Source organism: Bradyrhizobium sp. CCGUVB14, assembly GCF_024199935.1.
Taxonomy (GTDB): domain Bacteria; phylum Pseudomonadota; class Alphaproteobacteria; order Rhizobiales; family Xanthobacteraceae; genus Bradyrhizobium.
In genome coordinates, this window is sequence record NZ_JANADS010000001.1 from 7634562 (window position 1) to 7659458 (window position 24897).

The 24897-nt window shown below is 64.2% G+C and carries 20 protein-coding genes; 3 read left to right on the plus strand and 17 right to left on the minus strand.

Annotated elements, in window-relative coordinates; all coding sequences use genetic code 11:
- Positions 1-243: 243 nt before the first annotated feature.
- Positions 244-399: a Flp family type IVb pilin gene (locus NLM32_RS35625; protein WP_148754203.1), complete on the minus strand. Its 156-nt coding sequence runs from the start codon at positions 397-399 to the stop codon at positions 244-246.
- Between the two features lie 165 nt (positions 400-564).
- Between NLM32_RS35625 and NLM32_RS35630 the strand changes: the two genes are divergently transcribed.
- The gene (locus tag NLM32_RS35630) at positions 565-1452 is read left to right on the plus strand and encodes a 50S ribosomal protein L11 methyltransferase (RefSeq protein ID WP_254133373.1); all 888 of its coding nucleotides are present in this window, start codon (positions 565-567) and stop codon (positions 1450-1452) included.
- Positions 1453-1603: 151 nt separating this feature from the next.
- Here the strand turns inward: NLM32_RS35630 and NLM32_RS35635 are convergent, their stop codons facing one another.
- Positions 1604-1786, minus strand: a complete 183-nt coding sequence (locus tag NLM32_RS35635) for a hypothetical protein (protein WP_254133374.1) — start codon at positions 1784-1786, stop codon at positions 1604-1606.
- 184 nt (positions 1787-1970) lie between these two features.
- Here NLM32_RS35635 and NLM32_RS35640 point away from each other — a divergent pair, with 184 nt between their 5' ends.
- Together NLM32_RS35640 and NLM32_RS35645 are read left to right on the plus strand one after the other, a co-directional pair.
- The gene (locus NLM32_RS35640) at positions 1971-3800 is read left to right on the plus strand and encodes an aminopeptidase P family protein (RefSeq protein WP_254133375.1); all 1830 of its coding nucleotides are present in this window, start codon (positions 1971-1973) and stop codon (positions 3798-3800) included.
- Positions 3801-4025: 225 nt separating this feature from the next.
- Positions 4026-5306 carry a multidrug effflux MFS transporter gene (locus NLM32_RS35645; RefSeq protein ID WP_254133376.1) on the plus strand — a complete coding sequence of 427 codons (1281 nt, stop codon included), beginning with the start codon at positions 4026-4028 and terminating at the stop codon, positions 5304-5306.
- Positions 5307-5428: 122 nt separating this feature from the next.
- Here NLM32_RS35645 and ligA read toward each other — a convergent pair whose 3' ends face one another.
- The 15 genes from ligA to murD all read right to left on the minus strand — a co-directional run bounded on the left by ligA (position 5429) and on the right by murD (position 24890).
- On the minus strand, positions 5429-7516 hold the full coding sequence (gene ligA / locus NLM32_RS35650) for an NAD-dependent DNA ligase LigA (RefSeq protein WP_254135501.1): 2088 nt from the start codon (positions 7514-7516) through the stop codon (positions 5429-5431).
- 247 nt (positions 7517-7763) lie between these two features.
- On the minus strand, positions 7764-9434 hold the full coding sequence (gene recN / locus NLM32_RS35655) for a DNA repair protein RecN (RefSeq protein WP_254133377.1): 1671 nt from the start codon (positions 9432-9434) through the stop codon (positions 7764-7766).
- A gap of 26 nt (positions 9435-9460) precedes the next feature.
- A complete protein-coding gene (locus tag NLM32_RS35660; RefSeq protein ID WP_254133378.1) occupies positions 9461-10348 on the minus strand; it encodes an outer membrane protein assembly factor BamD in 888 nt (295 codons plus the stop codon).
- A gap of 244 nt (positions 10349-10592) precedes the next feature.
- Positions 10593-11555, minus strand: coding sequence for a UDP-3-O-acyl-N-acetylglucosamine deacetylase (gene lpxC, locus NLM32_RS35665; RefSeq protein WP_254133379.1), 963 nt, complete (start codon positions 11553-11555; stop codon positions 10593-10595).
- Between the two features lie 361 nt (positions 11556-11916).
- Positions 11917-13716, minus strand: a complete 1800-nt coding sequence (gene ftsZ, locus NLM32_RS35670; protein WP_254133380.1) for a cell division protein FtsZ — start codon at positions 13714-13716, stop codon at positions 11917-11919.
- 87 nt (positions 13717-13803) lie between these two features.
- A complete protein-coding gene (gene ftsA, locus NLM32_RS35675) occupies positions 13804-15126 on the minus strand; it encodes a cell division protein FtsA (RefSeq protein ID WP_254133381.1) in 1323 nt (440 codons plus the stop codon).
- Positions 15123-16139: a cell division protein FtsQ/DivIB gene (locus NLM32_RS35680; protein WP_254133382.1), complete on the minus strand. Its 1017-nt coding sequence runs from the start codon at positions 16137-16139 to the stop codon at positions 15123-15125. The genes ftsA and NLM32_RS35680 overlap by 4 nt, the downstream gene beginning before the upstream one ends.
- Before the next feature lie 349 nt (positions 16140-16488).
- Positions 16489-17475, minus strand: a complete 987-nt coding sequence (locus NLM32_RS35685; RefSeq protein WP_254133383.1) for a D-alanine--D-alanine ligase — start codon at positions 17473-17475, stop codon at positions 16489-16491.
- Between the two features lie 22 nt (positions 17476-17497).
- A complete protein-coding gene (gene murB / locus NLM32_RS35690; protein ID WP_254133384.1) occupies positions 17498-18418 on the minus strand; it encodes a UDP-N-acetylmuramate dehydrogenase in 921 nt (306 codons plus the stop codon).
- Between the two features lie 245 nt (positions 18419-18663).
- Entirely contained in the window at positions 18664-20067 is a 1404-nt protein-coding gene (murC, locus tag NLM32_RS35695; protein WP_254133385.1) for a UDP-N-acetylmuramate--L-alanine ligase, read from the minus strand.
- Between the two features lie 122 nt (positions 20068-20189).
- Complete coding sequence (gene murG, locus NLM32_RS35700) at positions 20190-21290, minus strand: undecaprenyldiphospho-muramoylpentapeptide beta-N-acetylglucosaminyltransferase (protein WP_254133386.1); 1101 nt, start codon at positions 21288-21290, stop codon at positions 20190-20192.
- 191 nt (positions 21291-21481) lie between these two features.
- Positions 21482-22633 (minus strand): putative lipid II flippase FtsW, encoded by a 1152-nt coding sequence (ftsW, locus tag NLM32_RS35705; protein ID WP_254133387.1) that lies wholly within the window; start codon positions 22631-22633, stop codon positions 21482-21484.
- 101 nt (positions 22634-22734) lie between these two features.
- On the minus strand, positions 22735-23028 hold the full coding sequence (locus NLM32_RS35710; RefSeq protein ID WP_254133388.1) for a hypothetical protein: 294 nt from the start codon (positions 23026-23028) through the stop codon (positions 22735-22737).
- 62 nt (positions 23029-23090) lie between these two features.
- Positions 23091-23402, minus strand: coding sequence for a hypothetical protein (locus tag NLM32_RS35715; RefSeq protein WP_254133389.1), 312 nt, complete (start codon positions 23400-23402; stop codon positions 23091-23093).
- A 90-nt stretch (positions 23403-23492) separates the two neighbouring features.
- Positions 23493-24890 (minus strand): UDP-N-acetylmuramoyl-L-alanine--D-glutamate ligase, encoded by a 1398-nt coding sequence (gene murD, locus NLM32_RS35720; RefSeq protein ID WP_254133390.1) that lies wholly within the window; start codon positions 24888-24890, stop codon positions 23493-23495.
- Positions 24891-24897 lie beyond the last annotated feature (7 nt).

A 24897-nucleotide genomic window follows, 5' to 3' on the forward strand; every position in this document is an offset into this window, starting at 1 on the left:
GAAGCCGTGCAAGGGCGGCGTGATGGGTTGGTGCAAGTCCGGATCAAGCTGTGGAGAAGGGGTTGATAAGCCGCGTAGGAGCCGGTGGATTGCGACTTGATTCATGGGGGACAAGCTGGGGAGTGCTGTGAAACGTGCTGCCAAAACGACTTCGCCCGCCAGAGGGCAATTCCCCCAGCGGGCGCTCGTCAAATAAGCCGTCTATGAAGAAACTAGCCCCCGCTGGGAAATGGGAGGCAGAAATTACTTCAAGGAGCTGCTAATCGAACCGAACTTGTCGTTCATGGTGGTGCCCAGGCTGTTCACCACGGTGATGATCGCCAGCGCGATACCGGCCGCGATCAGGCCGTATTCGATCGCGGTTGCACCGGACTCATCGGACCAGAACTTCGAAACCATGCGCTTCAAGACTTCGCCTCCATTTCCATTTCAGGGTGTGCTGGTTGGTTCCAACATCCGGAAATCTACGGGAGACAACCTGCGGTCTAGTTAACTTGGGAACTGCAAGTTATACGGAAAATTGGGAACAAAAGTTCCAAAAATTAAACTCGACGGAACTCCAGAATGCAGCTTTCACCCACCCATCGCGCGAGTTTTTCGATCGGCAACGAGGCTGCCGCCAGGCGTGTCGTCGACGTCCTCACGGAGGTCTTTTTCGAAGGCGATGCCGCCGTCGCCGCCTTCGAACGGCCGGACGGACAATGGGACGTCACGCTCCATTTCGCCGAGGCGCCGGATCAGGAATTGCTCCGCGAACTCGTTGCAACTTCAGCAGGAAATGAGATCGCCGCGACGCTTGCCTTCGACACGATCGAGGCCAAGGACTGGGTCAAGGCGAGCCTCGAAGACCTCGTCCCCGTACCGGCCGGACGCTTCGTCGTCCATGGCAGCCACGACCGCGACCGCGTGGCGCCAAACAAGCTCGCGATCGAGATCGAGGCGGCGCTCGCCTTCGGAACCGGCCACCACGGCACCACGCGTGGCTGTTTACTTCTGCTTGACCATGTCCTGAAACATGCGCGGCCGAAGCGCGTGCTCGACCTCGGCACCGGAACCGGCGTGCTGGGGATCGCGGCGGCGAAGGCGCTGCATCGCGCAGTGCTGGCCTCCGACATCGACGCGCCTTCCGTGCGGGTCGCGGCCGAGAACGCGACCCTGAACGAGGTCGGCAACCAGGTGCGGGTGATCCGGGCGACCGGCTTCGCTGCGCCGGACTTTGCCAAAAGCGGCCCGTTCGACCTGGTGCTGGCCAACATCCTTGCCAATCCGTTACGCCAATTGGCAGGCCCGATGACGCGACATCTCGCGTCCGGGGCCCGGGTGATTCTCTCGGGCCTGTTAACCCACCAGGCCCCCGCCGTGATTGCCGCCTACCGCGCGCGCGGCCTGGTGCCGTTGCGGCATCTGCGCATCGAGGGATGGAGCAGCCTGTTGCTGCGGAAGCTCGATTGAGCGAGATCTCGGCCGGGCAAAGCGACTTGTCCGCCATAGCTCGAAGAGCGACGGCGGAAGCGTGCCCACCACTTTCATCCGTGAATCCGAGATAGATCGTGGGCACGGCGCGTTGCGCCTTTGCCCACCCTACGGCACCATTGATGCCGTCCTACTCCGCCGCCGGCTTTTCGTCCCGACGCATTGCGGGCTGGCTCCGCAACGCCCGCCTCGCGCGACGCTCGGCGACACGATCAATCATCTGGCTGATGAGGCCGCGCGGCTTCTTCGGTGTCGTTGCTGCGGGTGCGCGGCGCACCGGCGGCGAAATCTTCTCAAACGTGAACGCTGGCATCGTGTGTCCCCTCGCCGTTGAGATGAACCACTTGCTCGAATTTCCCTGTTATCCGGACGAAGCGCAACTGCTGCATCCTTACTCCACTCAGTTCGAATGGAACCTTTTCAAGCACAGTCCATGCCAGATGAAATGGCAAATGCGTCTACATTGCGGACTGATCTCCATAATCCTAAACTGAGCCATGTTCGAAGCGCACTTCCAGACATTCGAGGAGCCCGAGGCCGGCGTCGCATTGACGGCGCGGCTTTCCGCACTCCGTGAAGAACTCGCCCGTCGCAAGCTGACCGGCTTTGTCATTCCGCGTGCCGATCAGCAGCAGAATGAATATGTGGCCCCCTCCGAAGAGCGGCTCGCCTGGCTCACCGGCTTTACCGGCTCGGCCGGGCTGGCCGTGGTGCTGACCCAGCAAGCTGCATTGTTCGTCGACGGCCGCTACACGATCCAGGCGGCCAAACAGGTCGACGCCAAGGCCTGGGCGGTGGAATCGCTGATCGATCCGCCGCCGGAGAGCTGGGTCTCGGCGCACCTCAAATCCGGCGACCGCCTAGGATTTGATCCGTGGCTGCACACTTTTGCGGCAGCCGAGCGCCTCTCAGCGGCCTGCGCCAAGGCCGGCGCCGAACTGGTCGCGGTCGACAGCAATCCCATCGACGCGGTGTGGCAGGATCGACCGCAGCCGCCGATCGCGCCGGTCGCGATCCACGGCCTGCAATATGCCGGGGTCGCCGAGGCCGAGAAGGTGGCGCAGATCAAGAGCGAGATCGACAAGCTTGGCGCCGACGCGCTGGTGCTGTCGGACAGCCATGCGGTCGCCTGGACCTTCAACATCCGCGGCGCCGACGTCGCGCATACGCCGCTGCCGCTGTCCTACGCGCTGGTGCCCAAGGTCGGCCGGCCCACCGTGTTCATCGACCACCGCAAGCTCTCCAACCTGACGCGCGACCATCTCGAGCAATCGGCCGACGTGCGCGAGCCCGATGCACTGACGCCGACGCTGATGGCGCTCGCCAAAAGCGGCGCTGCGATCGCGCTCGACAACGCCACCGCGGCCGACGCGCTGAGCCGGTTGATCACGAACGGCGGCGGCAAGCCGCTGCGCGGCAGCGATCCGATTGCGCTGCTCAAAGCGGTGAAGAACGCGACCGAGATCAGGGGCACGCAGACGGCGCATCGCCGCGACGCGATTGCGCTGGCGCGCTTCCTCGCCTTCATCGATCGCGAGGCAGGAAGCGGCAAGCTCACCGAGATCGACGCGGTCGAGGCGCTGGAGACCTTCCGCCGCGACACCGGCGCACTCAAGGACGTGTCGTTCCCAACCATTTCCGGCACCGGCCCGAACGGCGCCATCGTGCACTACCGCGTCACCCGCAAGAGCAACCGGCGGATCGCCCCCGGCGACCTGCTGCTGATCGATTCCGGCGCGCAATATGAAGACGGCACCACCGACGTCACCCGCACCATGGCCGTGGGCGAGCCGACGGAGGAGATGCGCGACCGCTTCACCCGCGTGCTGCGCGGACATATCGCGATCGCGCGCGCCATCTTCCCTGACGGCACCACCGGCGCGCAACTCGACACGCTGGCGCGGCAATATCTCTGGGCCGCCGGCGTCGATTTCGAGCACGGCACCGGCCACGGCGTCGGCAGCTATCTCAGCGTGCACGAAGGCCCGGCACGGATCTCGAAACTCGGCACCACGCCGCTGAAGCGCGGCATGATCCTCTCCAACGAGCCGGGTTACTACAAGACCGACGGCTTCGGCATCCGCATCGAGAACCTCGAGCTGGTGGTCGCCGCCGACATCAAGGGTGCCGAGAAATCGATGAATGCGTTCGAGACGCTGACGCTGGCGCCGATCGATCGCCGGCTCATCGACGCAGCGATGCTGAGCAAGGAAGAGCTCGCCTGGCTCAACGCCTACCACGCGCGCGTCCGCGCTGAAGTGGGACCGGCGCTGGATGAGGCGACAAAGACGTGGCTCGACCAGGCCACGGCGGAGCTGAAGGCCTAGACGGTGCCCGCATAGCACTACGCGGTTTGCGCAAGGCTCAGCCGCTTTTGCCTGCGATCGCGGCTGACTTGGTGCATTCCTCGCCACGCTTCTCCGTAAAACGACGGCTTCCTGCGCACTGTGATTATAACAGTCCCGGAATCGGTATGGCCGCATTCCGAAACGCCAATATCCGTCTTGTGCGAGCACGCTACAGTCCGATTCGACTTCGAGAGACGGACACGCATGCACGGCATGATCAGCAGGCCGCAGGACGCGGCGACGACAAACATCGCGACCTCGCGCGTGGTGTTGCTGCTGCTTGTCGTCATGACCGGGATCGCGCCGATCTCGCTCTACATCCTAGTTCCGGCACTGCCCGTGCTGGCGACGAATTTCGGCCGCGACATCTCGATCGCGCAGATGACGGTGTCGCTCTACATGGTCGGCATCGCGCTGTCGCAGCTGATCATGGGGCCGCTGTCGGATAAGTTCGGCCGGCGCCCCGTGCTGCTCGGCGGCCTCGCGCTGATGGTGGCAGCGAGCGTCGCCTGCATCTTCGCCGAAACCCTGCCGCAACTGATTGCAGCGCGCTTCTTCCAGGCGCTGGGCGGCGCCTCCGGCATGGTGGTGAGCCGCGCCATCATCCGCGACATCTACCAGCGGGACCGCGTGGCCTCCATGATCAGCCTCGTGGTCGCCGCCCTGATGATCGGCCAGATGGTCTCGCCGCTCACCGGCGGCCTGATCGAGACCGCGTTCGGCTGGCGCGCGATCTTCTACGCCGTCACCTTCGCCGCGATCGCCGTCGCAATCGGCATCGCGATCGCGTTACCCGAGACGCGCCGCGACCGCGCGGTCGGCAGCGGCGGCTTTCGCAGCGATGTCGGCACTCTGATCAAGAGCCGTGCCTTCATCGGCTATGTGATGTGCCAGGTGCTGGCGTCGCAAATCATCTTCACCTTCGCAGGCGGCGGCCCCTACATCGTGGTGACCCAGATGGGGCGGACCAGCGCCGAATACGGCGCGTGGTTCGCAACGACCGGATTTGCGTATCTGGTCGGCAATCTGCTCTGCGTGCGCTTTGCGCCGCGACACTCGCTGGAGAAGCTGATCTGGTTCGGGCTCGGCCCGCAACTGTGCGGCAGCCTGTTGAACCTGCTCTGGAGCTTGACCGGCTGGAACGAAGCACCGGCCTGGCTGTTCGGCACGCAGATGATCGTGATGGTCGGCAATGCCTTCGTGATGGCAAATTCCGCAGCCGGCGCCATCAGCATCCGCCCGGAAGCCGCCGGCACCGCGTCAGGCGCGATGGGCTTCCTGCAGCAGGGCATCGGTGCCTTGATGTCGCAATTCGGCGCCTATCTCGGCGGCCACTCCGCAACGACGCTGCCGCTGACATCGGCGGTGCTTGCCGTCTCGCTGCTCTGCGCCTGCATGATGATCTTCGTCGTCCCCCGCCGCGAGGTCGTGGTGAGCGAGGAATTGATCGAACAGGCGGAAGAGGAAGAGACGGGGATGATGTGAGGGACGGCAGGCGCCATCACTCCCCCGTCGTTGCGAGCGCAGCGAAGCAATCCAGAAACGCTCTGCGGTGAAAGCCTGGATTGATTCGTCGCAAGAGGTCCTCGCAATGACGGCGAGAGCGCTCACTCCCCGATCAGCGTCAACCACTCATCCTCGGTCAGCACGGTGACACCAAATTCACGTGCTTTTGTAAGCTTTGAACCAGCTTCTTCCCCCGCGACGACGTAGTCGGTCTTCTTCGAGACCGAGCCTGCCACCTTTGCGCCGAGACGTTCCGCCATCGCCTTGGCTTCATCACGAGTGAATTTGGTCAGAGTCCCCGTGAACACGACAGTCTTATCGGAGACCGGCGAACCCTTACGTGGCTGCTCTGCAGGCCTCACCTTGATCTCGCCCAGCAATTCTCCAAGCGCCTTGACGTTGCGCGGCTCAGCGAAGAACTCGACCACAGCATCAGCCACAATCTCGCCAATTCCGCCGATGTTGTTGAGATCCTGATAAGCCTCCGTGGTATTTTCCTCTTCGCCGAGGCCCTTCGCAGCGGCAAGCATCGCATCGCGAAAATTTTCGATCGTACCGTAATGTCGGGCGAGAAGTTTGGCATTACCCTCGCCGACGTGACGAATTCCTAGCGAGAAGATCAACCGATGAAGCTCGGTATTGCGTCGAGCATCAATCGCATCGAACAGGTTACGGACCGACGTTTCGCCGTAACCCTCCCTATCCATCAACTTCTTTGTTGAGCGGCTGTCGCGTTCGCGGAGGGTAAAGATGTCAACCGGCGACATCACAACACCCTCTTCATAGAATTCTTGGATTTGCTTCTCACCGAGACCATCGATATCGAATGCAAGGCGCGAGACGAAATGCTTTAGCCGTTCGACGGCTTGCGCAGGACAAATCAATGCGCCTGTGCAACGCCGCACCGCCTCGCCCTCTTCTCGAACTGCGTGGCTGCCGCAAACCGGACAGGTATCTGGAAACTTGTAGGGCTTCTTGCCTCGGGGCCTGTCTAAAACGACGCTAACGATTTGAGGGATGACATCGCCGGCGCGTTGGACAACGACCGTGTCGTCGATACGAAGATCGACGCCGTCGCGGATGGGGTTTCCGTCGTTGCCTATCCCCTTGATGTAGTCCTCATTGTGTAGTGTGGCATTGGAAACAACGACACCACCAACCGTCACCGGCTCGAGGCGCGCAACTGGCGTCATCGCGCCAGTACGACCGACCTGGATATCGATCCCCCTAAGAACTGTCGTTGCTTGCTCGGCCGCAAACTTATGGGCAATTGCCCAGCGCGGACTACGCGAGACGAACCCGAGCCGATCCTGCCAGTCGAGCCGATCGACCTTGTAGACCACACCGTCGATGTCATAGCCGAGAGAAGCGCGATCCTCACCGATTCTGTTGTAGAACCTCAGGACCTCGTCAACGCTTTTGCACAATCGCGTCAGCGGATTGACGACGAAGCCCGCCTTACTCATCCACTCCAACATGCCGTGCTGCGTCTCAGCAGGCCGTTCGCTCATTTCGCCCCAAGTGTAGGCGAAGAACTTTAATGGCCGAGAGGCCGTAACCGACACATCCTTCTGACGCAAAGAACCCGCCGCCGAATTGCGCGGATTGGCAAAGACGGTATCTTCGGCCGCGACTTGCTTCTTGTTCAGCTCAAGAAAATCCTTCTTGAGCATGTAGATTTCACCACGCACTTCACATGACGCGGGAATGTGCCGGCCCTTCAGCGTCTGGGGAACGTCCTTGATGGTACGAACATTGGCGGTCACATCCTCTCCGGTAAATCCATCGCCCCGTGTCGCTGCACGAACCAATTCGCCATTCTCGTAGCGGAGCGATAACGATAAACCGTCGATCTTTGGCTCGGCGACCAGTGCCGGAATGTGTTCTGAATCGAGCTTGAGGAACCGCCGGACACGATCGACGAATTCTGCCACGTCATCATCGCTAAAGGCATTACCAAGCGAGAGCATTGGGACGATATGCTGCACCTTCGCAAAGCGCCCCGATGGCTTTGCTCCGACAATCTTTATCCGGTCAAAATACTCCTTCCACCGCTTCTGTTGCTTCCAAGTGCTCGTAAGAAGCTTTTCGAGCACGTCATAATCTGCGTCCGAAATAATTGGCTTGTCTAAATTGTAATATGCGTGCTTCGCTCGTTCTATTTCTTCAGCATAGGCCCTCAGCATCATTGAAATTTCTTTTTCGAAGGCCCGCGGCAGATCAATGAGCGTCTCTCGCTTCTCGTCGGCGTCGAGATCATGAAGCTTTTGGTGAAATGCAAATATCTCGTGCAGGTGCTCGTCTTCGAAAGAATCGAGAATAGTGACCAATCGAGCTTTACGAATATGCGGATCGACAAGAAGCCAATCGTCGGCAATGTAGTTTACCGCAACGGCTTTGCTATAGCTGCTTTTCTTCTGTGCCATGAGGGCCGTGCTAACTCGCCGCCTTGAGCAGGCGGTCCGCGGCCGCCCTCGCCTCGGCTGTGATCTCGGCGCCGGCGAGCATGCGGGCGATTTCCTCACGGCGGTGGTCGGCGGCCAGCGCGTTGACGCGGGTGGCGACGCGCTTGCCCTTGTCCATCGCATCCTTGGAAATCAAGAGATGCTGGCCGGCGCGGGCCGCGACCTGCGGAGCGTGGGTCACGGCCATCACCTGCACCTTGCCGGCGAGCCGCGCGAGGCGCCCACCGATGGCGTCCGCGACAGCGCCACCAACACCCGTGTCGATCTCGTCGAAGACCAGCGTCGGCGCCGAGCCACGGTCGGACAGCACGACCTTGAGCGCCAGCAGGAAGCGCGACAGCTCGCCGCCGGAGGCGACCTTCATCATCGGCCCCGCCTTGGTGCCTGGATTGGTCTGCACCCAGAACTCGACGCGATCGAAGCCTTGCGGACCCGGTGCGGCCTCGTCGGTGACGACTTGCGTCATGAATTTCGCGCGTTCGAGCTTGAGCGGGGCGAGCTCGGCATTGACGGCCTTGTTGAGCTTCTCGGCCGATTTCTGCCGCGCCGCGGAGAGCTTTTGCGCAGCCGCCGCATAACGTGCATCGGCCTCGATCGCGGCCTGCTCCAGCTTCTTCAGGCGTGAGGCACCGGCATCGATCAGCACGACGTCGGCGGCATATCGTGCGGCAAGTGCGGCCAAGCCATCGACCGGCGTCGAATATTTACGCGAGGCGGCGCGCAGAGCGAACAACCGCTCCTCGATGCGTTCGAGCTCGGCCGGATCGAAGTCGGTCGCAGCCAAGGCCGCCTGGAGGTGCTGATCGGCCTCCTCCAGCGCATTAATCGCGATGTCGATCGCCCTCACCGCGGGCTCGACCAGCGCCGGCGAATTGACGCCACGGCGTTCCAGCCTGCGTACCGCGGCCGACAGCGCCGCGACCGGCGAATTATGACCGCCGACGACCTCCTGCGCCTCGCGCAGATCGGAGGCGATCTTCTCGCCCTGCATCATGGTGGTACGGCGCGAGGCGAGCGAGGTCTCCTCGCCGTCCTTCGGCGCGAGTTGCTTCAGCTCGTCGGAGGCGTGGCGCAGATAGTCGGCCTCACGCGCGGCCCGCTCCATGCCGGCGCGATGCTCTTCCAGCTGGGTGTTGGCGGTGCGGCGCGCGTCCCAGAGCGCTTCGACGGCTGCGACATCCTTTTCGAGGCCGGCAAAGGCATCGAGCAGGCGGCGATGGGTGGCGGCATCGACCAGCGCGCGCTCGTCATGTTGGCCGTGGATCTCGACCAACGCTGCGCCGACCGCCTTCAGCGTCTGCACGCTGATCGCCTGGTCGTTGATGAAGGCGCGGGTGCGACCGTCGGCGAGCTGGACGCGGCGGAGAATCATTTCGCCGGTGTCGTCGAGCCCGTTCTCGGCCAGAATTTTCGTCGCGGGGTGATTCTTCGGGATATCGAAGACGGCGGTGACCTGCCCCTGCTCCGCGCCATGACGCACGAGGCCGGCGTCGCCGCGGCCACCGAGCGCCAGTGCAAAGGCATCGAGCAGGATGGATTTGCCCGCACCGGTCTCGCCGGTCAAAACCGCAAGTCCGGTGGCGAATTCGATATCGAGCCGTTCGATCAGGACGATGTCACGGATCGACAGACGCGCCAGCATGGAACCAGATTTCCTAGCCGAGACCTTTAGAGGCCAATCCCCTTGAAGGTCCGGCTGATCCAGGACCCTTGATTCTCGCTCGGCTCGAGACCGCCGGATTTTACAAGATTATAGGCGTCCTTGTACCACCGGCTGTCGGGAAAATTGTGCCCGAGCACGGCTGCGGCGGTCTGGGCCTCGCCGACAATGCCGATCGCCATGTAGGATTCGGTCAGGCGGTAGAGCGCCTCCTCGACGTGACGCGTGGTCTGATACTGCGTCACCACGGCCTTGTAGCGGTTGATCGCGGCGGTGTAGTCGCGCTTGCCCATGTAGTAACGGCCGACGGCCATTTCCTTGCCGGCGAGCTGGTCGCGTGCACCCTCGATCTTGGCCTTGGCGGAGGTCGCATATTCCGACGTCGGATATTTGCGCACCACCTCTTCCAGCGAGGCGATCGCCTTCTCGGTGCGGCCCTGGTCACGGTTGATGTCCGGAATCTGGTCGTAATGCGAGGCGGCGATCAGGTATTGCGCGTAAGCGGCATCCGGGCTGCCGGGATGCAGGGTGACGTAGCGTGTGGCAGCGCCGATGCAGCTGTCATAGTCGCCGCCCTGGTAGGACGCGTAGGCCGACATCAGCAGCGATTTGCGCGCCCAGTCGGAATAGGGATGCTGGCGGTCGACCTCTTCGAACTTCTTGTTCGCCGCCTTCATGTCCTTCTTTTCGTTCATGAGGTACAAGCCCTCATTGTAGATCTTGTCGGCAGGCTCCTCGACGAAGGTATCGTCCTTGGCGGTGAACTTGTCCCAGAGCGAGCCGGTGCCGCAACCGGCCAGCGGCAATGCGAGCAAGAAGAGAGTCGCAGCCTGAAGCAGCCCACGGGCTCGCGGTGAAACCAAGAGATATCCGCGCGTCATACGCTGTGCCGACATGAATTTGAGACCTGACGCCCTGTGATGCGGTGCCCGCCAGCCCGTGATCCCCGTCACGGGCGCGAAATGTGTCCGTGGTGCCTGCCATGCGACCACGTCGGTGTAACCGAAAAACGATTGTTAACCCATCGGATAGGCAGGCATTCCGCCCGGATTAAGGCGAAAACGCCGCAATCCTAGTCGATCATGGTTACCAGGAGTTTCCCCGATAAAAGTGCCGCTTGGCGCGTGCCGCAACAGCCGTTCAGGACACGTCCGGCCCGTAGGCCGCGGCGATCCGGCCGCCAACGATACCGCTGCCGACCTCGACAACGCCACGCGTGGTGCGGCGGGCCGCCTCGCCCTCGACCACCCGCCAGGCGCTACGGTCGGCGAGCAGTGCGGTCAGGACAGCGTGGTTGAGCTTGTGACCGCCACGCACCGAGCGATAGGCACCAAGCAGCGGCAGGCCGGCCAGCGCGAGATCGCCGATCACGTCCAGAACCTTGTGGCGGGCGCATTCGTCGGCGTAGCGCAGGCCCTCTGTGTTGAGCAGCCGCTCCTCGTCGAACACGATGGTATTTTCGAAGGAGGCGCCGAGCGCATAGCCCGCGCTCCAGAGCCTGGCGACGTCGCCCATCAGACCGAAGGTCCGGGCACGTCCGACTTCGCGGCGGAAGCGCTCGGGGCTCACGTCGAAGCCATAGCTCTGCTGGCCGATGACGGGATTGGTGAAATCGATCTCGACCTCGGCGCGGAAGCCGTTGGCGTAGGGCCGGATCTCGCCGAAGGAATCGCCGATCTTGACCGAGATCGGCTTCAAAACCTGGATGAACCGGCGCTGCGCCGGCTGGTTGACGATGCCGGCCTGGTCGATCGCCGCGATGAAGGCCGCGGCGCTGCCGTCCATGATCGGTACTTCCGGACCATCGACTTCGATGATGGCGTTGTCGACGCCCATGCCCCGCAGCGCAGCAAGCACATGCTCGGCGGTGGAGATCAGCGGACCATTGCGGTCGCCGAGGACGGTCGCGAAATCGGTTGCGACCACCTGCTCGGCGGTCGCCTGGATCTCGCGGTCACTTCCCTCAAGTCCGGTGCGGACAAAAATAAGACCTGCATCGACGGGTGCAGGTCCAAGCGTAAGGGTGACGGGAAGACCGGAATGAACGCCCACGCCTGCCACGGTGGCTTGCGCACGAAGCGTTGTTTGCCGGCTAAATTTCATCAGGAACCGCCCCACTACGACCACTGCGACTTATACTAGACCCGACTGATCGATCGAGATCGACCGTCCGAATCTCCGTATCCCCAAGTCACACCGAACCATAGTCACTGCCTCAAACAGCGCCAACTCACGCTTTTTTACCGATTGTTACCCCAAACCTGCCGTATTCGCGCCAAGGCTTAACCAAATTGCGCCGGAGTTTCGGGCCGTTATCGGCAGCTTTACTGAAGCACCGAACAGGTAATTAATGATTTAAAATCAGTTGCTTGTACGCGCGTTCCGGATATGCACGGGACCAAAGGAAAGGCCCCGGCAAGCTTCCCGCCGGGGCCTTTCTGCGTCTGCCTTATTGTAACAAATCTCAGGTCGCCTGCCGGCGCAGGAAGGCCGGGATATCAAGATGGTCGTCTCCCTGTGGCGCCGGCGCAACAGGTGCGGGGCGGCCATGGGCGTCGAGTCCCTGCGGCGCGGGCCGGCGGGCGTATTCCGACACCGGTTCGCTGGCGGCGATCTGCTGCTGCACCGTCCGCTGCGGCTTGCGATCGGGCAGCGCCGGCATGGCGGGACCGGCGGTCCGGGCGGCGATCGGGGCCTCGGTCTCCTCATCGCGACGGCCGAGGCCGACATTGGCGAGGCGCTGCAGCAGCGACAGACGGGTCTTCTGCGGCGTTTCCTCTTCCACCTCGCCACGGGCCTGACGCAGCTCGGCCTGGGCCGGCATCGGCAGCTCCTCGAGGCGCGGCATGCGCGGGGCGCGGGCCGGGGCACGCTCCGCCTGCGGCGGGATGAAGGTTTCCGGCGTCATCGGCTCATGCATGCCAACCGGCGCCTGCTCGGGCTCCGGAAACAGCGTGGGCTTCTGCGCGATCGGGCGCACGGTGACGTCGCCATAGGTCTGCGGCGCGGGCGCCGACGGAACTTCGGACACGGCAGCGGCGATGGCGGCAAGCGCCGCACGCTCGACATTGGGACGCTGTGCGACAGGCGCAGCAGCGGCGGGTGCAGCCGCCGGGATCTGCGATTCCAGCTTCTGGGCGCGCTCGGCCAGACGCTGGTTGTCGGCACGGAGGCGCGCGGTCAGGTCGGCGAGACGGCTCTCGGCAGCGGCGGCCGGGACAGCGGGAGCCTGCTGCAGCTGCTGCGGCGCGGCGTTTGCGACCGGAGCGCTGGTGCCCTGGGTGTTGCGGGCAATCGCGGCCTGCTCGATGCCGGTGGCGACGACCGAGACGCGGATCAGGCCATCGAGCGCTTCGTCGAAGGTGGCGCCGACGATGATGTTGGCGTCCTGGTCGACTTCCTCGCGGATACGGGTCGCGGCTTCGTCGACCTCGAACAGGGTGAGGTCCTTGCCGCCGGTGATGGAGATGAGGAGGCCCTTGGCGCCCTTCATCGAGGAGTCGTCGATCAGCGGGTTGGCGATCGCGGCTTCAGCGGCGGTGAGCGCGCGCTTGTCGCCGGAGGCTTCGCCGGTGCCCATCATCGCCTTGCCCATCTCGCGCATGACGGCGCGGACGTCGGCGAAGTCGAGGTTGATCAGGCCTTCCTTGACCATCAGATCGGTGATGCAGGCCACGCCCGAGTAGAGCACCTGGTCGGCCATCGCGAAGGCGTCGGCAAACGTGGTCTTCTCGTTGGCAACCCGGAACAGGTTCTGGTTCGGGATGATCAGGAGCGTGTCGACGACCTTGTGAAGCTCGTTGATGCCGGCTTCGGCGGTGCGCATGCGGCGGCCGCCCTCGAAGTGGAACGGCTTGGTCACGACGCCGACGGTGAGGATGCCCATGTCGCGCGCGGTCTTGGCGATGACCGGAGCAGCGCCGGTGCCGGTGCCGCCGCCCATGCCGGCGGTGACGAACACCATGTTGGCGCCCGAGAGATGATCGCGCAGCTCGTCGATGACTTCTTCCGCGGCGGCAGCGCCGACGTTGGGCTGCGAGCCGGCGCCGAGGCCTTGCGTCACCGCCGTGCCCATCTGCACGATGCGCTGCGCCTTCGACATCGTCAGCGCCTGCGCATCGGTGTTGGCGACCACGAAGTCGACACCCTGGAGGCCCGCCGTGATCATGTTGTTGACGGCGTTGCCGCCGGCGCCGCCGACGCCGAACACGGTGATGCGGGGCTTCAACTCGTGAATATCAGGAACGTTGATGCTGATGGTCATGTTTGCCTCTCGATCACGCGCGCGTGGGTTCGCCCCGGCCTGCGGCCGCGGGAGTTGGTGAAAATCGACAATTGGGGAAAGCGGTCATCAAAAGCCCTCGCGTAGCCATCGCCCGACCTTTCCGAAATAACCGCCCGTTCCTGTCCTGACCTGCTGCCGCGTATGCCGCGGTTCGACATGTTCGTGGTGAACATATTGCGGGTAGACGAGAAGTCCGGCCGGCACCGCGAACGCGGCGTTCTTCGCCTCGTTGGGCAGCCGGCCAAAACCGAGCGGACGTCCGACCCGCACGGGCCGGCCGAGAATCTGGGTTCCGAGCTCGACGAGGCCGGTGAGCTGCGAGGCGCCGCCGGAGAGCACGACACGGCCCTTGGGCTCCGCCGCGAAGGGCGAATCCTTCAGCTTGTCCCGAACCATTTCGAAGACTTCCTCGGCACGATGCTTGACGATGTTGGCGATGGTGGCGCGCGAAACGATCTGCGGCAGATCCTGATCGTCACCGGCTGTCGGTACAGACATCAGCTCACGCGAGTCCGATCCGCCGGTGATGACGGTGCCGTATAACGTCTTGATTCGCTCGGCATCGGCAATGGTCGCCGAGAGTCCGCGCGCGAGATCCATCGTGATATGTTGCCCGCCGACCGCAAAACCGGCCGCGTGCACGAAGCGGCCGCCGGAATAGACCGCGATGGTGGTGGTGCCCGCGCCCATCTCGACCACGGCCGCGCCGAGATCGGCCTCGTCGTCGGTCAGCACCGACAGGCCGGCCACATAGGGGCTCGCCGCCATGGCTTCGACGTTGAGATGGCAGCGTTCCACCGCCAGCATCAGGTTCCGCGCCACGGTGGCGTCGCAGGTGACGACGTTCATGTCGACGCCGAATTGATGCGCGACCATGCCGCGGGGATCGCGGATGCCCTTGACGCCGTCGAGCGTGTAGCCGACCGGCAGCGCGTGCAGCACGGTGCGGCCCTCGCCGGTGGCGTGGCGCATGCCGGTGGAGGTGACGCGGCTGACATCGGCCGGCGTCACCGCGCCGCCACGGATATCGGCTGCGGCTTCGACAAGCTGGCCCGCGAGCCGGCCGCCGGAGACCGACAGCAAAACGGACTCGACCCGAACCTTGGCCATCTTCTCGGCAAGCCCGACGGCCTGGCGCACCGCCTGCTCGCATTCGGCGAGATCGACCACCGCGCCGGCCTTCATGCCGCGCGACTGGATCTGGCTGTAACCGATCAGTTCGACCGCATGGGTACGGTCGCGCAGGGCCTCGCTCGGCGCCGACGGCTTCAGCCGGGCAATCATGCAGGCGATCTTGCTGGTGCCGATGTCGAGGCAGGCGACGAGACCGGCGCGCTTGTGCGGCATCGGGCGCATCTTCGGCGTCTGGGTGCGATCAAGACCGGTCATGCGGCGTCCCCGGCCTTCTTTTTCTTCTTGTCCTTGAACAGATCCTCGCGTGCCTTGGCGGCGTCATCGGACAGCTGCACCACCAGACGGTCGGGCAGGCGCATGTCGATCGCGACGATATCCTTCGAGAACAGCCTGTCGTCCTTGTCGAGCTTGGAGAGCGCGGCGAGCGCGTTGCCGACGTCCTGCTCGGGCAGACGGATGTCGAGGCCGTCCTTCAGCCTCAGGTTCCAGCGCCGCTCGCCGACATAGATCGCGGCCTTCGTCACCGAGTTCACCTGCGGATAGCGGGCGAGCAGCGCGAGGAAGTCGCGGGCCTGCGTGTCGGCGCCCTTGCCGACCACGAGCGGCAGCGACAGGAACCGGCGCGAGACATAGGGTTCGAGCAGCGCACCGTCGTCGGCGATGACGGAGAGCCGGCCGGCCTCCTGCCACAGCGCGAACGCCTTGCGCTCGGTGATCTCGATCATGAGCTGGCCCGGATAGAGCTTCAGCACGGTCGCATCCGCGATCCAGGGATTGGCCTTGAGCTTGTCGCGGACGTCGTCGGCATCGAGGAACAGCAGCGAGGAGCGGCCGCTGACGCCGCCGATCGCGAGGATCTCGTCCTGGCTGAGCTGCTTGCGGCCGTTGATCACGACCGAAGTGATGCGGAAGCCGGCCGAATTGGCCATGGCGTTGCGCGCGTCGCTGACAGCGGTGATGAAATCCTGGAGATGGCCGCCCTTGACGATGCCGAGGCCGCAGCTGCCGATCAGCAGCAGCACGGTCATGCTGATCCCGACCCGGCGCGGCAGATAGCGCTCGACGACCGCGATCAGATGCGGCGGCGGCTCGCGTTCGACGACCGCCTTGGCCTTGATTTTTTGCTTGGCAGCGGCGCGCTTCTCGGCACGCTTGTCCTGTACCCACTCGCGCAGAAGCACGACCGCTCCGATAGCGGCCGCCTTCAGATCAGCTTGGGGCCTCAGCGATCTCAAAAACGACCGGGAGAGGCTTCCTGCACCATCCATTGCACGAGCTCGTCAACAGTTTGCCCACGACACCGCGCGGGTCCTGGCGAACATGACGTCTCGAACTTGCCGGGCCGGGTAACTGGTCTTCGGCTGAAGAAACCGCTCCCCTTCAAAGCGTTCGCCGGTCGGGGACAATCCGAAACAGCTCACGCGCCGGCAGCCAAAACGCCATATGCGCCGCCAGCGTTAACCTTCGGACTTCCTGGTAAACAAAAGGTAAAGTTCGTTAACGAAGAATGCTTTTTGCCCAGCTCGGTGAGGCAGTTATGCCACGATCTCCGGCATTTTACCGGCTTTGGGCACCAAAACGGCCGTTTTCGCCCTCTCGGCCGTTAACCAATCCTAATTATTTCCGCACCCGCCGCACCGCCAGCTCGATCAGGTCGCGGAGGAAGTCGGCAAACGCGATGCCCTCGGCTTTCAGCGCCTTGGGGTAGAGCGAGGACTTGGTCAGCCCGGGCAGCGTGTTGGTTTCGAGATAGATCAGCCCCTTCTCCGAGACGATGAAATCGGAGCGGGAATAGCCGGTGCAGGACATCGCGCGATGCGCGAGCATCGCCTGGGTCTTGAGCGCGGCGGTGACCTCGGCGGTGAAGCGGCCCGGGCAGATCTCCTGGGTCGTCGACAGCAGGTACTTTGCGGCGTAGTCGAAATTGCCCTCACCTGGGATGATCTCGATCGGCGGCAGCGAGATGAGCGAGCCGTCGATGCGCTCCAGCACGCCGCAGGTCGCCTCGACGCCGGCGATGTAGGGCTCGATCACATACTCTTCGTGCCTGGCCGCATTGCGGACGGCGACGAGATCCTGCTTGGCGTTGACGAAGATCAGGCCATAGCTCGATCCATCGCGCGCCGGCTTTGCGATCAGCCTTCCATATTCGGCGAAGGCCTCATCGATATTCGCGAGCGCGATGCCCTCGGGCGGCGTCACGCCACCGAGCGCGGCAAAGCGCTTGGCCGCGATCTTGTCGAAGGCGAGATGCGAGGAGGCCGAGCCGGAGCCGGTGAACGGCACGCCGCGCGCTTCGCACATCACCTGCAATTCGCCATTCTCGGCGCCGCCGCCATGCAGGCTGAGTACGAGGACGCGGTCTTCCGCCTTGGCCTTGTCGAGCGCCTGCGCCAGCGGAATGCCGCGCGTACCAGGCTTGAACTCGTCCTCGAAGGGCCGGGAATGTTCGAGCAACTGCTTCGACTGGACGGTGTGAACGTTGTCCTCGACGTCCCACCACCAGAGATCGGCCTCGGGGAGCGCCTGGTGCAGCGCCTGGGCTGACGCGACGGAAACCAGACGTTCGCGGTTGGAGCCACCGAAGAGGATGGTGATGCGCATAGTCTCTCGTCGCCTCTCCAAATTAGCCGGGAGTTCCAATCCGCTTGATTTCCCAGTGCAGCTCGATTCCGGAATTCGCCTTGACGCGTTCGCGGACGGTCTCGCCCAGCGTCTCGATGTCGTGCGCGGTGGCATCGCCGGTGTTGATCAGGAAGTTGCAGTGCATCTCCGACACTTGCGCACCACCGACGCGCAAGCCCCGGCAGCCGGCGGCATCGACCAGCTTCCAGGCGGAATGGCCGGGCGGATTCTTGAAGGTCGACCCGCCGGTCTTCTCGCGGATCGGCTGCGCCGTCTCGCGATGGCTTTGCACGTCGGCCATCCGCGCGCGGATGGCCTCGACATCCCGGATCTCGCCACGAAAGCGGGCCGACGTGAAGATGATGGAGGGATCGACGCCGCTGTTGCGGTAGACGAATTTCATGTCGGCGTTGGCGAAGATGTGCTTCGTGCCGTCGCGGCCGACGCCGCGCGCCTCGATCAGCACGTCCTTGGTCTCGCCGCCATTGGCGCCCGCGTTCATGCGCAGCGCGCCGCCGATCGTACCGGGAATGCCGAAATAGAATTCGAGCCCGCCGATATTTGCGCCGGCCGCGACCTCCGCGACGCGCTTGTCGAGCGCAGCCGCGCCCGCGACGACGACGTCACCGTTCGCAGTCGCCTCACCGAAAGCGCGCGGCGCCAGCCGGATCACCACGCCGGCAATGCCGCCGTCGCGCACGATCAGGTTGGAGCCGACGCCGACGACATAGACGGGGATGTCGCTGGCGAGATGCGCGAGGAAGTAAGCAAGATCATCCTCGTCCGCCGGTGTGAACAGCACCTGCGCCGGACCGCCGACGCGAAACCAGGTGAGCTCGGCCAGCGACTGGTTGGCAAGCAGCCGCCCGCGCAACTGCGGCATCGCGGCTTTGAGTGAGGGCGTGATGTCGGGAAAGCTCATGACGCACCGACCATGACGTTGTTGGCCAGCGCCCGGAGCTTACCCCTCTCCCCAGCCCTCCCCCGCAAGGGGGGAGGGAGCCTGACCAGCGTGCTCACCTCACCTGACGTCGCAGCTGCACTCTGATCCTTTGATGGAGTTAGGAAGGCACCGGCGGATGGGTTCCCTCCCCCCTTGCGGGGGAGGGTTAGGGAGAGGGGTGGCCACACGAGCGGTGGTCGACGATGGCTTGACATCCGCTCGCCCTACCCCAGCGCCTTCAATTGGTCCGGCAGTGCGTACGCCCATTGCGTGATGTTGCCGGCGCCGAGACACACGACGAGATCGCCTGACTTGGCAATACCCTTCACGATGCCGGCGAGCTCGGTGGCTGCCGGCAGCGGGATCACCTCGCGGTGGCCGTGGGCGCGCAGGCCCGCGACGAAATGATCGCGATCGATCCCGTCGATCGGGGTCTCGCCCGCGGCATAGACGTCGGCAACGACCACTGCATCGGCATCGTTGAAGCAGGTGCAAAATTCCTCGAACAGCGATTGCAGGCGGGTGTAGCGATGCGGCTGCACCACGGCGATGATCTTGCCGTTGGTGGATTCCCGCGCCGCCTTCAGCACCGCCGCGATCTCGACCGGATGATGGCCGTAATCGTCGATCACGGTGACGCCGTTCCACTCGCCGGTCTTGGTGAAGCGGCGCTTGACGCCGCCGAAGCCGGCGATCGCCTTGCGGATATCTTCATCGGACACGCCAAGCTCGCGCGCGACCGCGATCGCAGCCGTCGCGTTGGAGGCGTTGTGGCGACCCGGCATCGGCAGCATCAGGTCGGCGATCTCGTGCACGGCGCCCGTCTTGCGATCGCGGAACGCGACCTTGAACTTCGATCCGCCCCCCGTTGGCGTCAGGTCGAGCAACCGCGCGTCGGCCTGCGGATTCTCGCCGTAGGTGATGATGCGACGATCCTCGATCTTGCCGACGAGGGTCTGCACGACGGGATGATCGATGCACATCACGGCAAAGCCGTAGAACGGCAGGTTCTCGATAAAATGCCGGAAGGCATCCTGCACGGCGTCAAACGTCTTGAAGTGATCGAGATGTTCAGGGTCGACATTGGTGACGATCGCCACATCGGTCGGCAGCTTCAGGAACGTGCCGTCGCTCTCGTCGGCCTCCACCACCATCCAGTCGCCGGCCCCTAGCCGCGCGTTGGAACCATAGGCGTTGATGATGCCGCCGTTGATCACGGTCGGATCGAGACCGCCTGCGTCGAGCAGCGTTGCCACCATCGTGGTCGTCGTGGTCTTGCCGTGGGTGCCGGCAATCGCGACGCAGCTCTTCAGCCGCATCAATTCGGCCAGCATCTCGGCGCGACGCACCACGGGAATGCGCCGTTCGCGCGCCGCCACCAGTTCCGGATTGTCGCGCTTGATCGCGGTGGAGACGACGACGACCGCGGCCCCGTCGACGTTCTCGGCCTTGTGGCCGACCGAAACCTTCGCGCCCTTCTTGCGCAGGCGGTCGAGATTGTAATTGTCGGAGGCGTCCGACCCCTGCACGACATAGCCGAGATTGACCAGCACCTCGGCGATGCCGCTCATGCCGATCCCGCCGATCCCGACGAAGTGGATGGGTCCGATCTCGCGCGGCAGTCTCATGCTCTCTTCCCTGACCTCGCCGCCTTGCACAGGCGGCATCTGGCGAAAGTCACGGCCAAATCAGCCGCGCCGTTCTTACTGGATGCCCCGCTTTGGAAGGCCAAGACAAGGGCTTTTTCGCGTCAGATTCCCGCGACTTTGACCACCAGATCGGCCAGCCGCTCGGCGGCATCGAGCCGGCCTGCCCCCTTCGCCGCCGCTGCCATGGCGCCAAGACGCGCCGGCTCGGCGGCAAAACCCGAGATCTCGGCGGCGAGGCGATCAGAGGTGAACTCGGTCTGCGGGATACGGATGGCGCCATCGACCTTGGCCAGCACGCCGGCATTGGCAAACTGATCCTGGTCGATCGCACCCGGCAGCGGCACCAGGATCGACGGCCGGCCGATCGCGGCGAGCTCGGCGACGGTACCCGCGCCGGAGCGCGACACCACCAGATGGTTGGAGGCAAGCCGCGCCGGCAGATCCGCGAAGAACGGCGCGAGTTCGGCATTGATCTTGAGCTTGTCGTAGACCGCACGCACCCGGGTCATGTCCTCGTCGCGGACCTGCTGGGTGAGAATGAGCCGACCCCACAGCGCGGGCTCGAGCCGCTCGATCGCGCCCGGCACGACGTCGGCCATGATGCGCGCGCCCTGGCTGCCGCCGACGACGAGCAGGCGCAGCGGGCCATTCACCTCGGGTGCGGCATATGGCACGGCCGCAGCCGCGAGCACCCCCGGCCGCATCGGCGTGCCTACCGTCGTGGTCTTGGCTCCCAGCGCCGGATCGCGGTCGAGCACGCCCGGCAATGACGTCGCGATGGCGCGCACACGGCTTGCGAGAAACCGATTGGCGCGGCCGAGCACCGCGTTGGCCTCATGGATGATGCCGGGTACGCCTGCAAACTTTGCCGCGACCAGCGGTGGCAATGTCGGATAGCCGCCGAAGCCGATGACGGCAGCCGGCTTCGATCGCTTGATCAGGCGGTAAGCGGACAGCGTGCCGGTGGCGAGCGTGAGGCCGGCATGAGCGAGCTGGATCGGATTGCGGCCGCGTGCGGTCTCGCTCGCGACGACGTCGATCATGTCCTTGGTGAACAGCCCGCTATAGCGCAGCGCGCGCTCATCGGTGACCAGGCGCACGCGAAAGCCGCGCCGGATCAGCTCGACGCCAAGCGCCTCGGCCGGAAACAGATGGCCGCCGGTGCCGCCCGCGGCGAGAAGAATCAAGGGGGAAGTGTCCATGGAGAGGCCTTTTACAAGGTCTTTCTCGTCATTACGAGCGCAGCAAGCCGCATCTCAAACCCTCATCCTGAGGAGCGCTGAACGCGCGTCTCGAAGGATGAAGGCCCGGCCGGTGGCCTCGCCCTTCGAGACGCCGCGCAGAGCGCGGCTCCTCCAGCGACAACGGCTTCGTCGTTGCGCGGGGGTGAGGATCACGCGTAGCTGCGCATCGCCTCGGCATGGCCGCTGGCCTCGACCTCGGTACGCGGGCGCAGCCGCGTCAGGGCCAGCATCATGCCGACACCATAAGCGAGCGACACGATCGAGGAGCCACCGTAGGAGATGAAGGGTAGCGTCATGCCCTTGGCGGGGATGAGCTGGAGGTTGACCGACATGTTGATCGCAGCCTGTACGCCGAACAGGATCGCGAGCCCGGAGGCCGCAAAGCGCGAGAACATGTCCTCGTTGGCATAGGCGCGCGACAGCGTGCGGATCACGACGAAGGCAAACAGCGTCAGCATCGCCAGGCACAGGATGATGCCGAACTCTTCGGCGGCAACCGCGAACACGAAGTCGGTGTGGCTGTCCGGCAGACTGCGCTTGGCGATGCCTTCGCCCGGTCCGAGGCCGAACCAGCCGCCGTTGTAGAAGGCCTCCATCGCGGTATCGACCTGAAAGGTGTCGCCCGAGGCCGGATTCATGAAGCGCTTGATGCGCCCGGCAACGTGGGGAACAAAAAGATAGGCGCTGAACAGCCCGGCCGCGCCGATGCCAGCGAGGCCAAATACCCAGATCATGCGCATGCCCGCGATGAAGAACAGCGAGCCCCACACCATCAGGATCAGCATGGTCTGGCCGAAGTCCGGCTCCATCACCAGCAGGGAGACCAGCATCATCAGCAGCACCAGCGCCATCGAGGTCGCGGGCATCTCCGGGCGCTTGGTCGATTCCGCAAACAGCCAGGCAGCGATGACGACGAAGGACGGCTTTGCGATTTCGGAGGCCTGGATGTTGACACCGAGCAGCGTGATCCAGCGGCGAGAGCCTTTGACCTCGGGGCCGATGGCGAGCGTCACCACGATCAGGATGATGCTGATCGTGAAGATGATCAGCGCGCTTCGCCGGATCGAGCGCGGCGACAGGAAGGACACGCCGACCAGCACCATGAAGGACGGCGCCAGGAACATCACGTGACGGCTGAAGAAGTGGAAGGGATCGAGCCCGATGCGGGTCGCGACCGGCGGGCTCGCCGCCAGCGACAGGATGACGCCGGTCAGCATCAGCACCAGGATCGCGCCGAGCAGCGGCTTGTCGACGGTCCACCACCACTCGGTAAAGGGGGTGCGTTCTTCACGGGAGAGCATGGGCGGCCGCTTTCGGACAGAGGTCCGTCCATTGGTCGCCGAGGTTGGTTACCGGGGGGTTAATGTGGCGGGTAACTTTTGAGGGAAGTGCCCGGATTGGACTACGGACTAGGCGCCCTGACGAACCGATACGGAACGCCGCCAAAGGCCAGGGTCAAAACACCATCCTCGACAAACGAGAATTGCGTGCGTTCAACTTGTGGCGCCGAGGGTTGATCAGTGACAATCGTCGAGCCCTCCACCCGATATCGAAGATTGATGATTTGATGCTTGTCCGGCTCGCGAATTGTGTAGCGCAGTCCACCATTGTCGTCGAACTCAAGCAGGACATCTCCCAAGCGGGTCAGCGCCAACTTATCGGTCTCATCAACCAGCCACGCGCCCAGCAAATTCATATGTTATCTCACTCGAGCCATTGATGCCTGCGGATTCAAACTACCGGGTCTCACTCATCCTACTATTCGTAGTTGATCGTGACATCCCCCGCGCGCTGGTCGCGCTTGTCGACCTGGGCTGGCTCGGGAATGAAGCCGATCCTGACCGCCCGCTCGCTACTCCAGGCCACGACCACATCAGGATGCCCGCGAACGCTGACAAAGGTCGGCGTGCTCTCGGGCGAGAACGTCCGGCCGCGCGCCACGATGCTGGCCTGGGTGCTGTCAGGCACCTTCGCGCCACACGACTTCCAGACCACGACGACCAGCTTGCTGCCAGTTGGAGAGGCGAACAACTTCTGGCGAACGACACGACACGCGCCGAATTCGTGCATGACGCTGTCAAAGAAGACAACGCAGAGGAAACCGATGGGAATAGCAAGAGCAGCGACGACGAGTCCGATCCTGCGTCGCCGCGACATGTCTCAGACCACCGGCTTCACACCCGGCAGCGCCTGCACCAGCTCGCGGAACTTCGTGCCGCGGATTTCGAAGTTGCGGTACTGGTCGAAGGAGGCGCAGGCCGGCGACAGCAGCACGACCGCGTCGGTGAGACCCGATGCTTCCGCATCGCGCGCGGCATGCGCGACCGCGACGTCGAGCGTCTGGCTGATCTCGTGCGCGACCGGGCCGAGCGTGCCGGAAAACTCCTGGGCGGCCTCGCCGATCAGATAAGCCTTGCGAATGCGCGGGAAGAAGGAGGTCAAGCTGGTGATGCCGCCGGCCTTCGGCTTGCCGCCGGCGATCCAGAAGATCTCCGAAAAGGACGACAGCGCATGCGCGGTGGCGTCCGCATTGGTGCCCTTGGAGTCGTTGACGAACAGCACGTTGCCGCGACGGCCGACCTGCTCCATGCGATGCGCCAGGCCCGGAAAGCTGCGCAGGCCGCTTTGCAGCACGTCCAGGCCGATGCCCATCGCGAGCGCGGCTGCGGCCGCGCACGCCGCGTTCTGCGCGTTGTGCAGGCCGCGCAGCGAGCCGATGCCACCGAGCTTGGCGATCTCGCTGCGGGCGCCGCCCGCGGTGCGCATGATGGTGCCGTGCTCGACATGAATGCCTGATGCCAGCGGATTCCTGACGGAGATCCGCACCACATTCTTGCCGGCGCGGTCGAGCCGGTCGGCGATGTCGCGGCAATAGCCGTCGTCGACGCCGACGATCGAGGTGCCGCCTGCCTGCACGCCCGCCACGAGACGCTCCTTCACCGCGGCGTAATGTTCGATGGTGCCGTGACGATCGATGTGATCCTCGCTGACATTGAGCAGAATGCCGACGGAGGGGTCGAGCGAGGGCGTGAGATCGATCTGGTAGGACGACATCTCGATGACGTGGACGCGGCCCGTGCGCGGCGGCTCCAGCGACAGGATCGCGGTGCCGATATTGCCGCCCATCTGGGTGTCGTAGCCGGCGACCTTCGTGAGATGTGCGATCAGCGCCGTCGTGGTCGACTTGCCGTTGGTGCCGGTGATCGCGACGAACTGCGCGTTCGGTGCATGCCGTCGCCGCTCACGGCAGAACAGCTCGATGTCGCCGATCACCTCGACACCGGCCTCGCGCGCCTTCAGCACGCTCCAGTGCGGCACCGGATGGGTCAGCGGCACGCCGGGCGCCAGCACCAGCGCTGCGAAATTGTCCCAGGCGACGTTGCGCAGATCGGCGGTGATGAAGCCGGCCTGCGCCGCCTTGGCGACATTCTCGGCATTGTCGTCGGCGGCGATCACTTCGGCGCCGCCGGCCTTCAGCGCGTGGCAGGAAGCGAGCCCCGAGCCGCCGAGGCCGAACACCGCGACCGTCTTGCCGGCAAAGGATGTAACCGGGATCATCGCGATA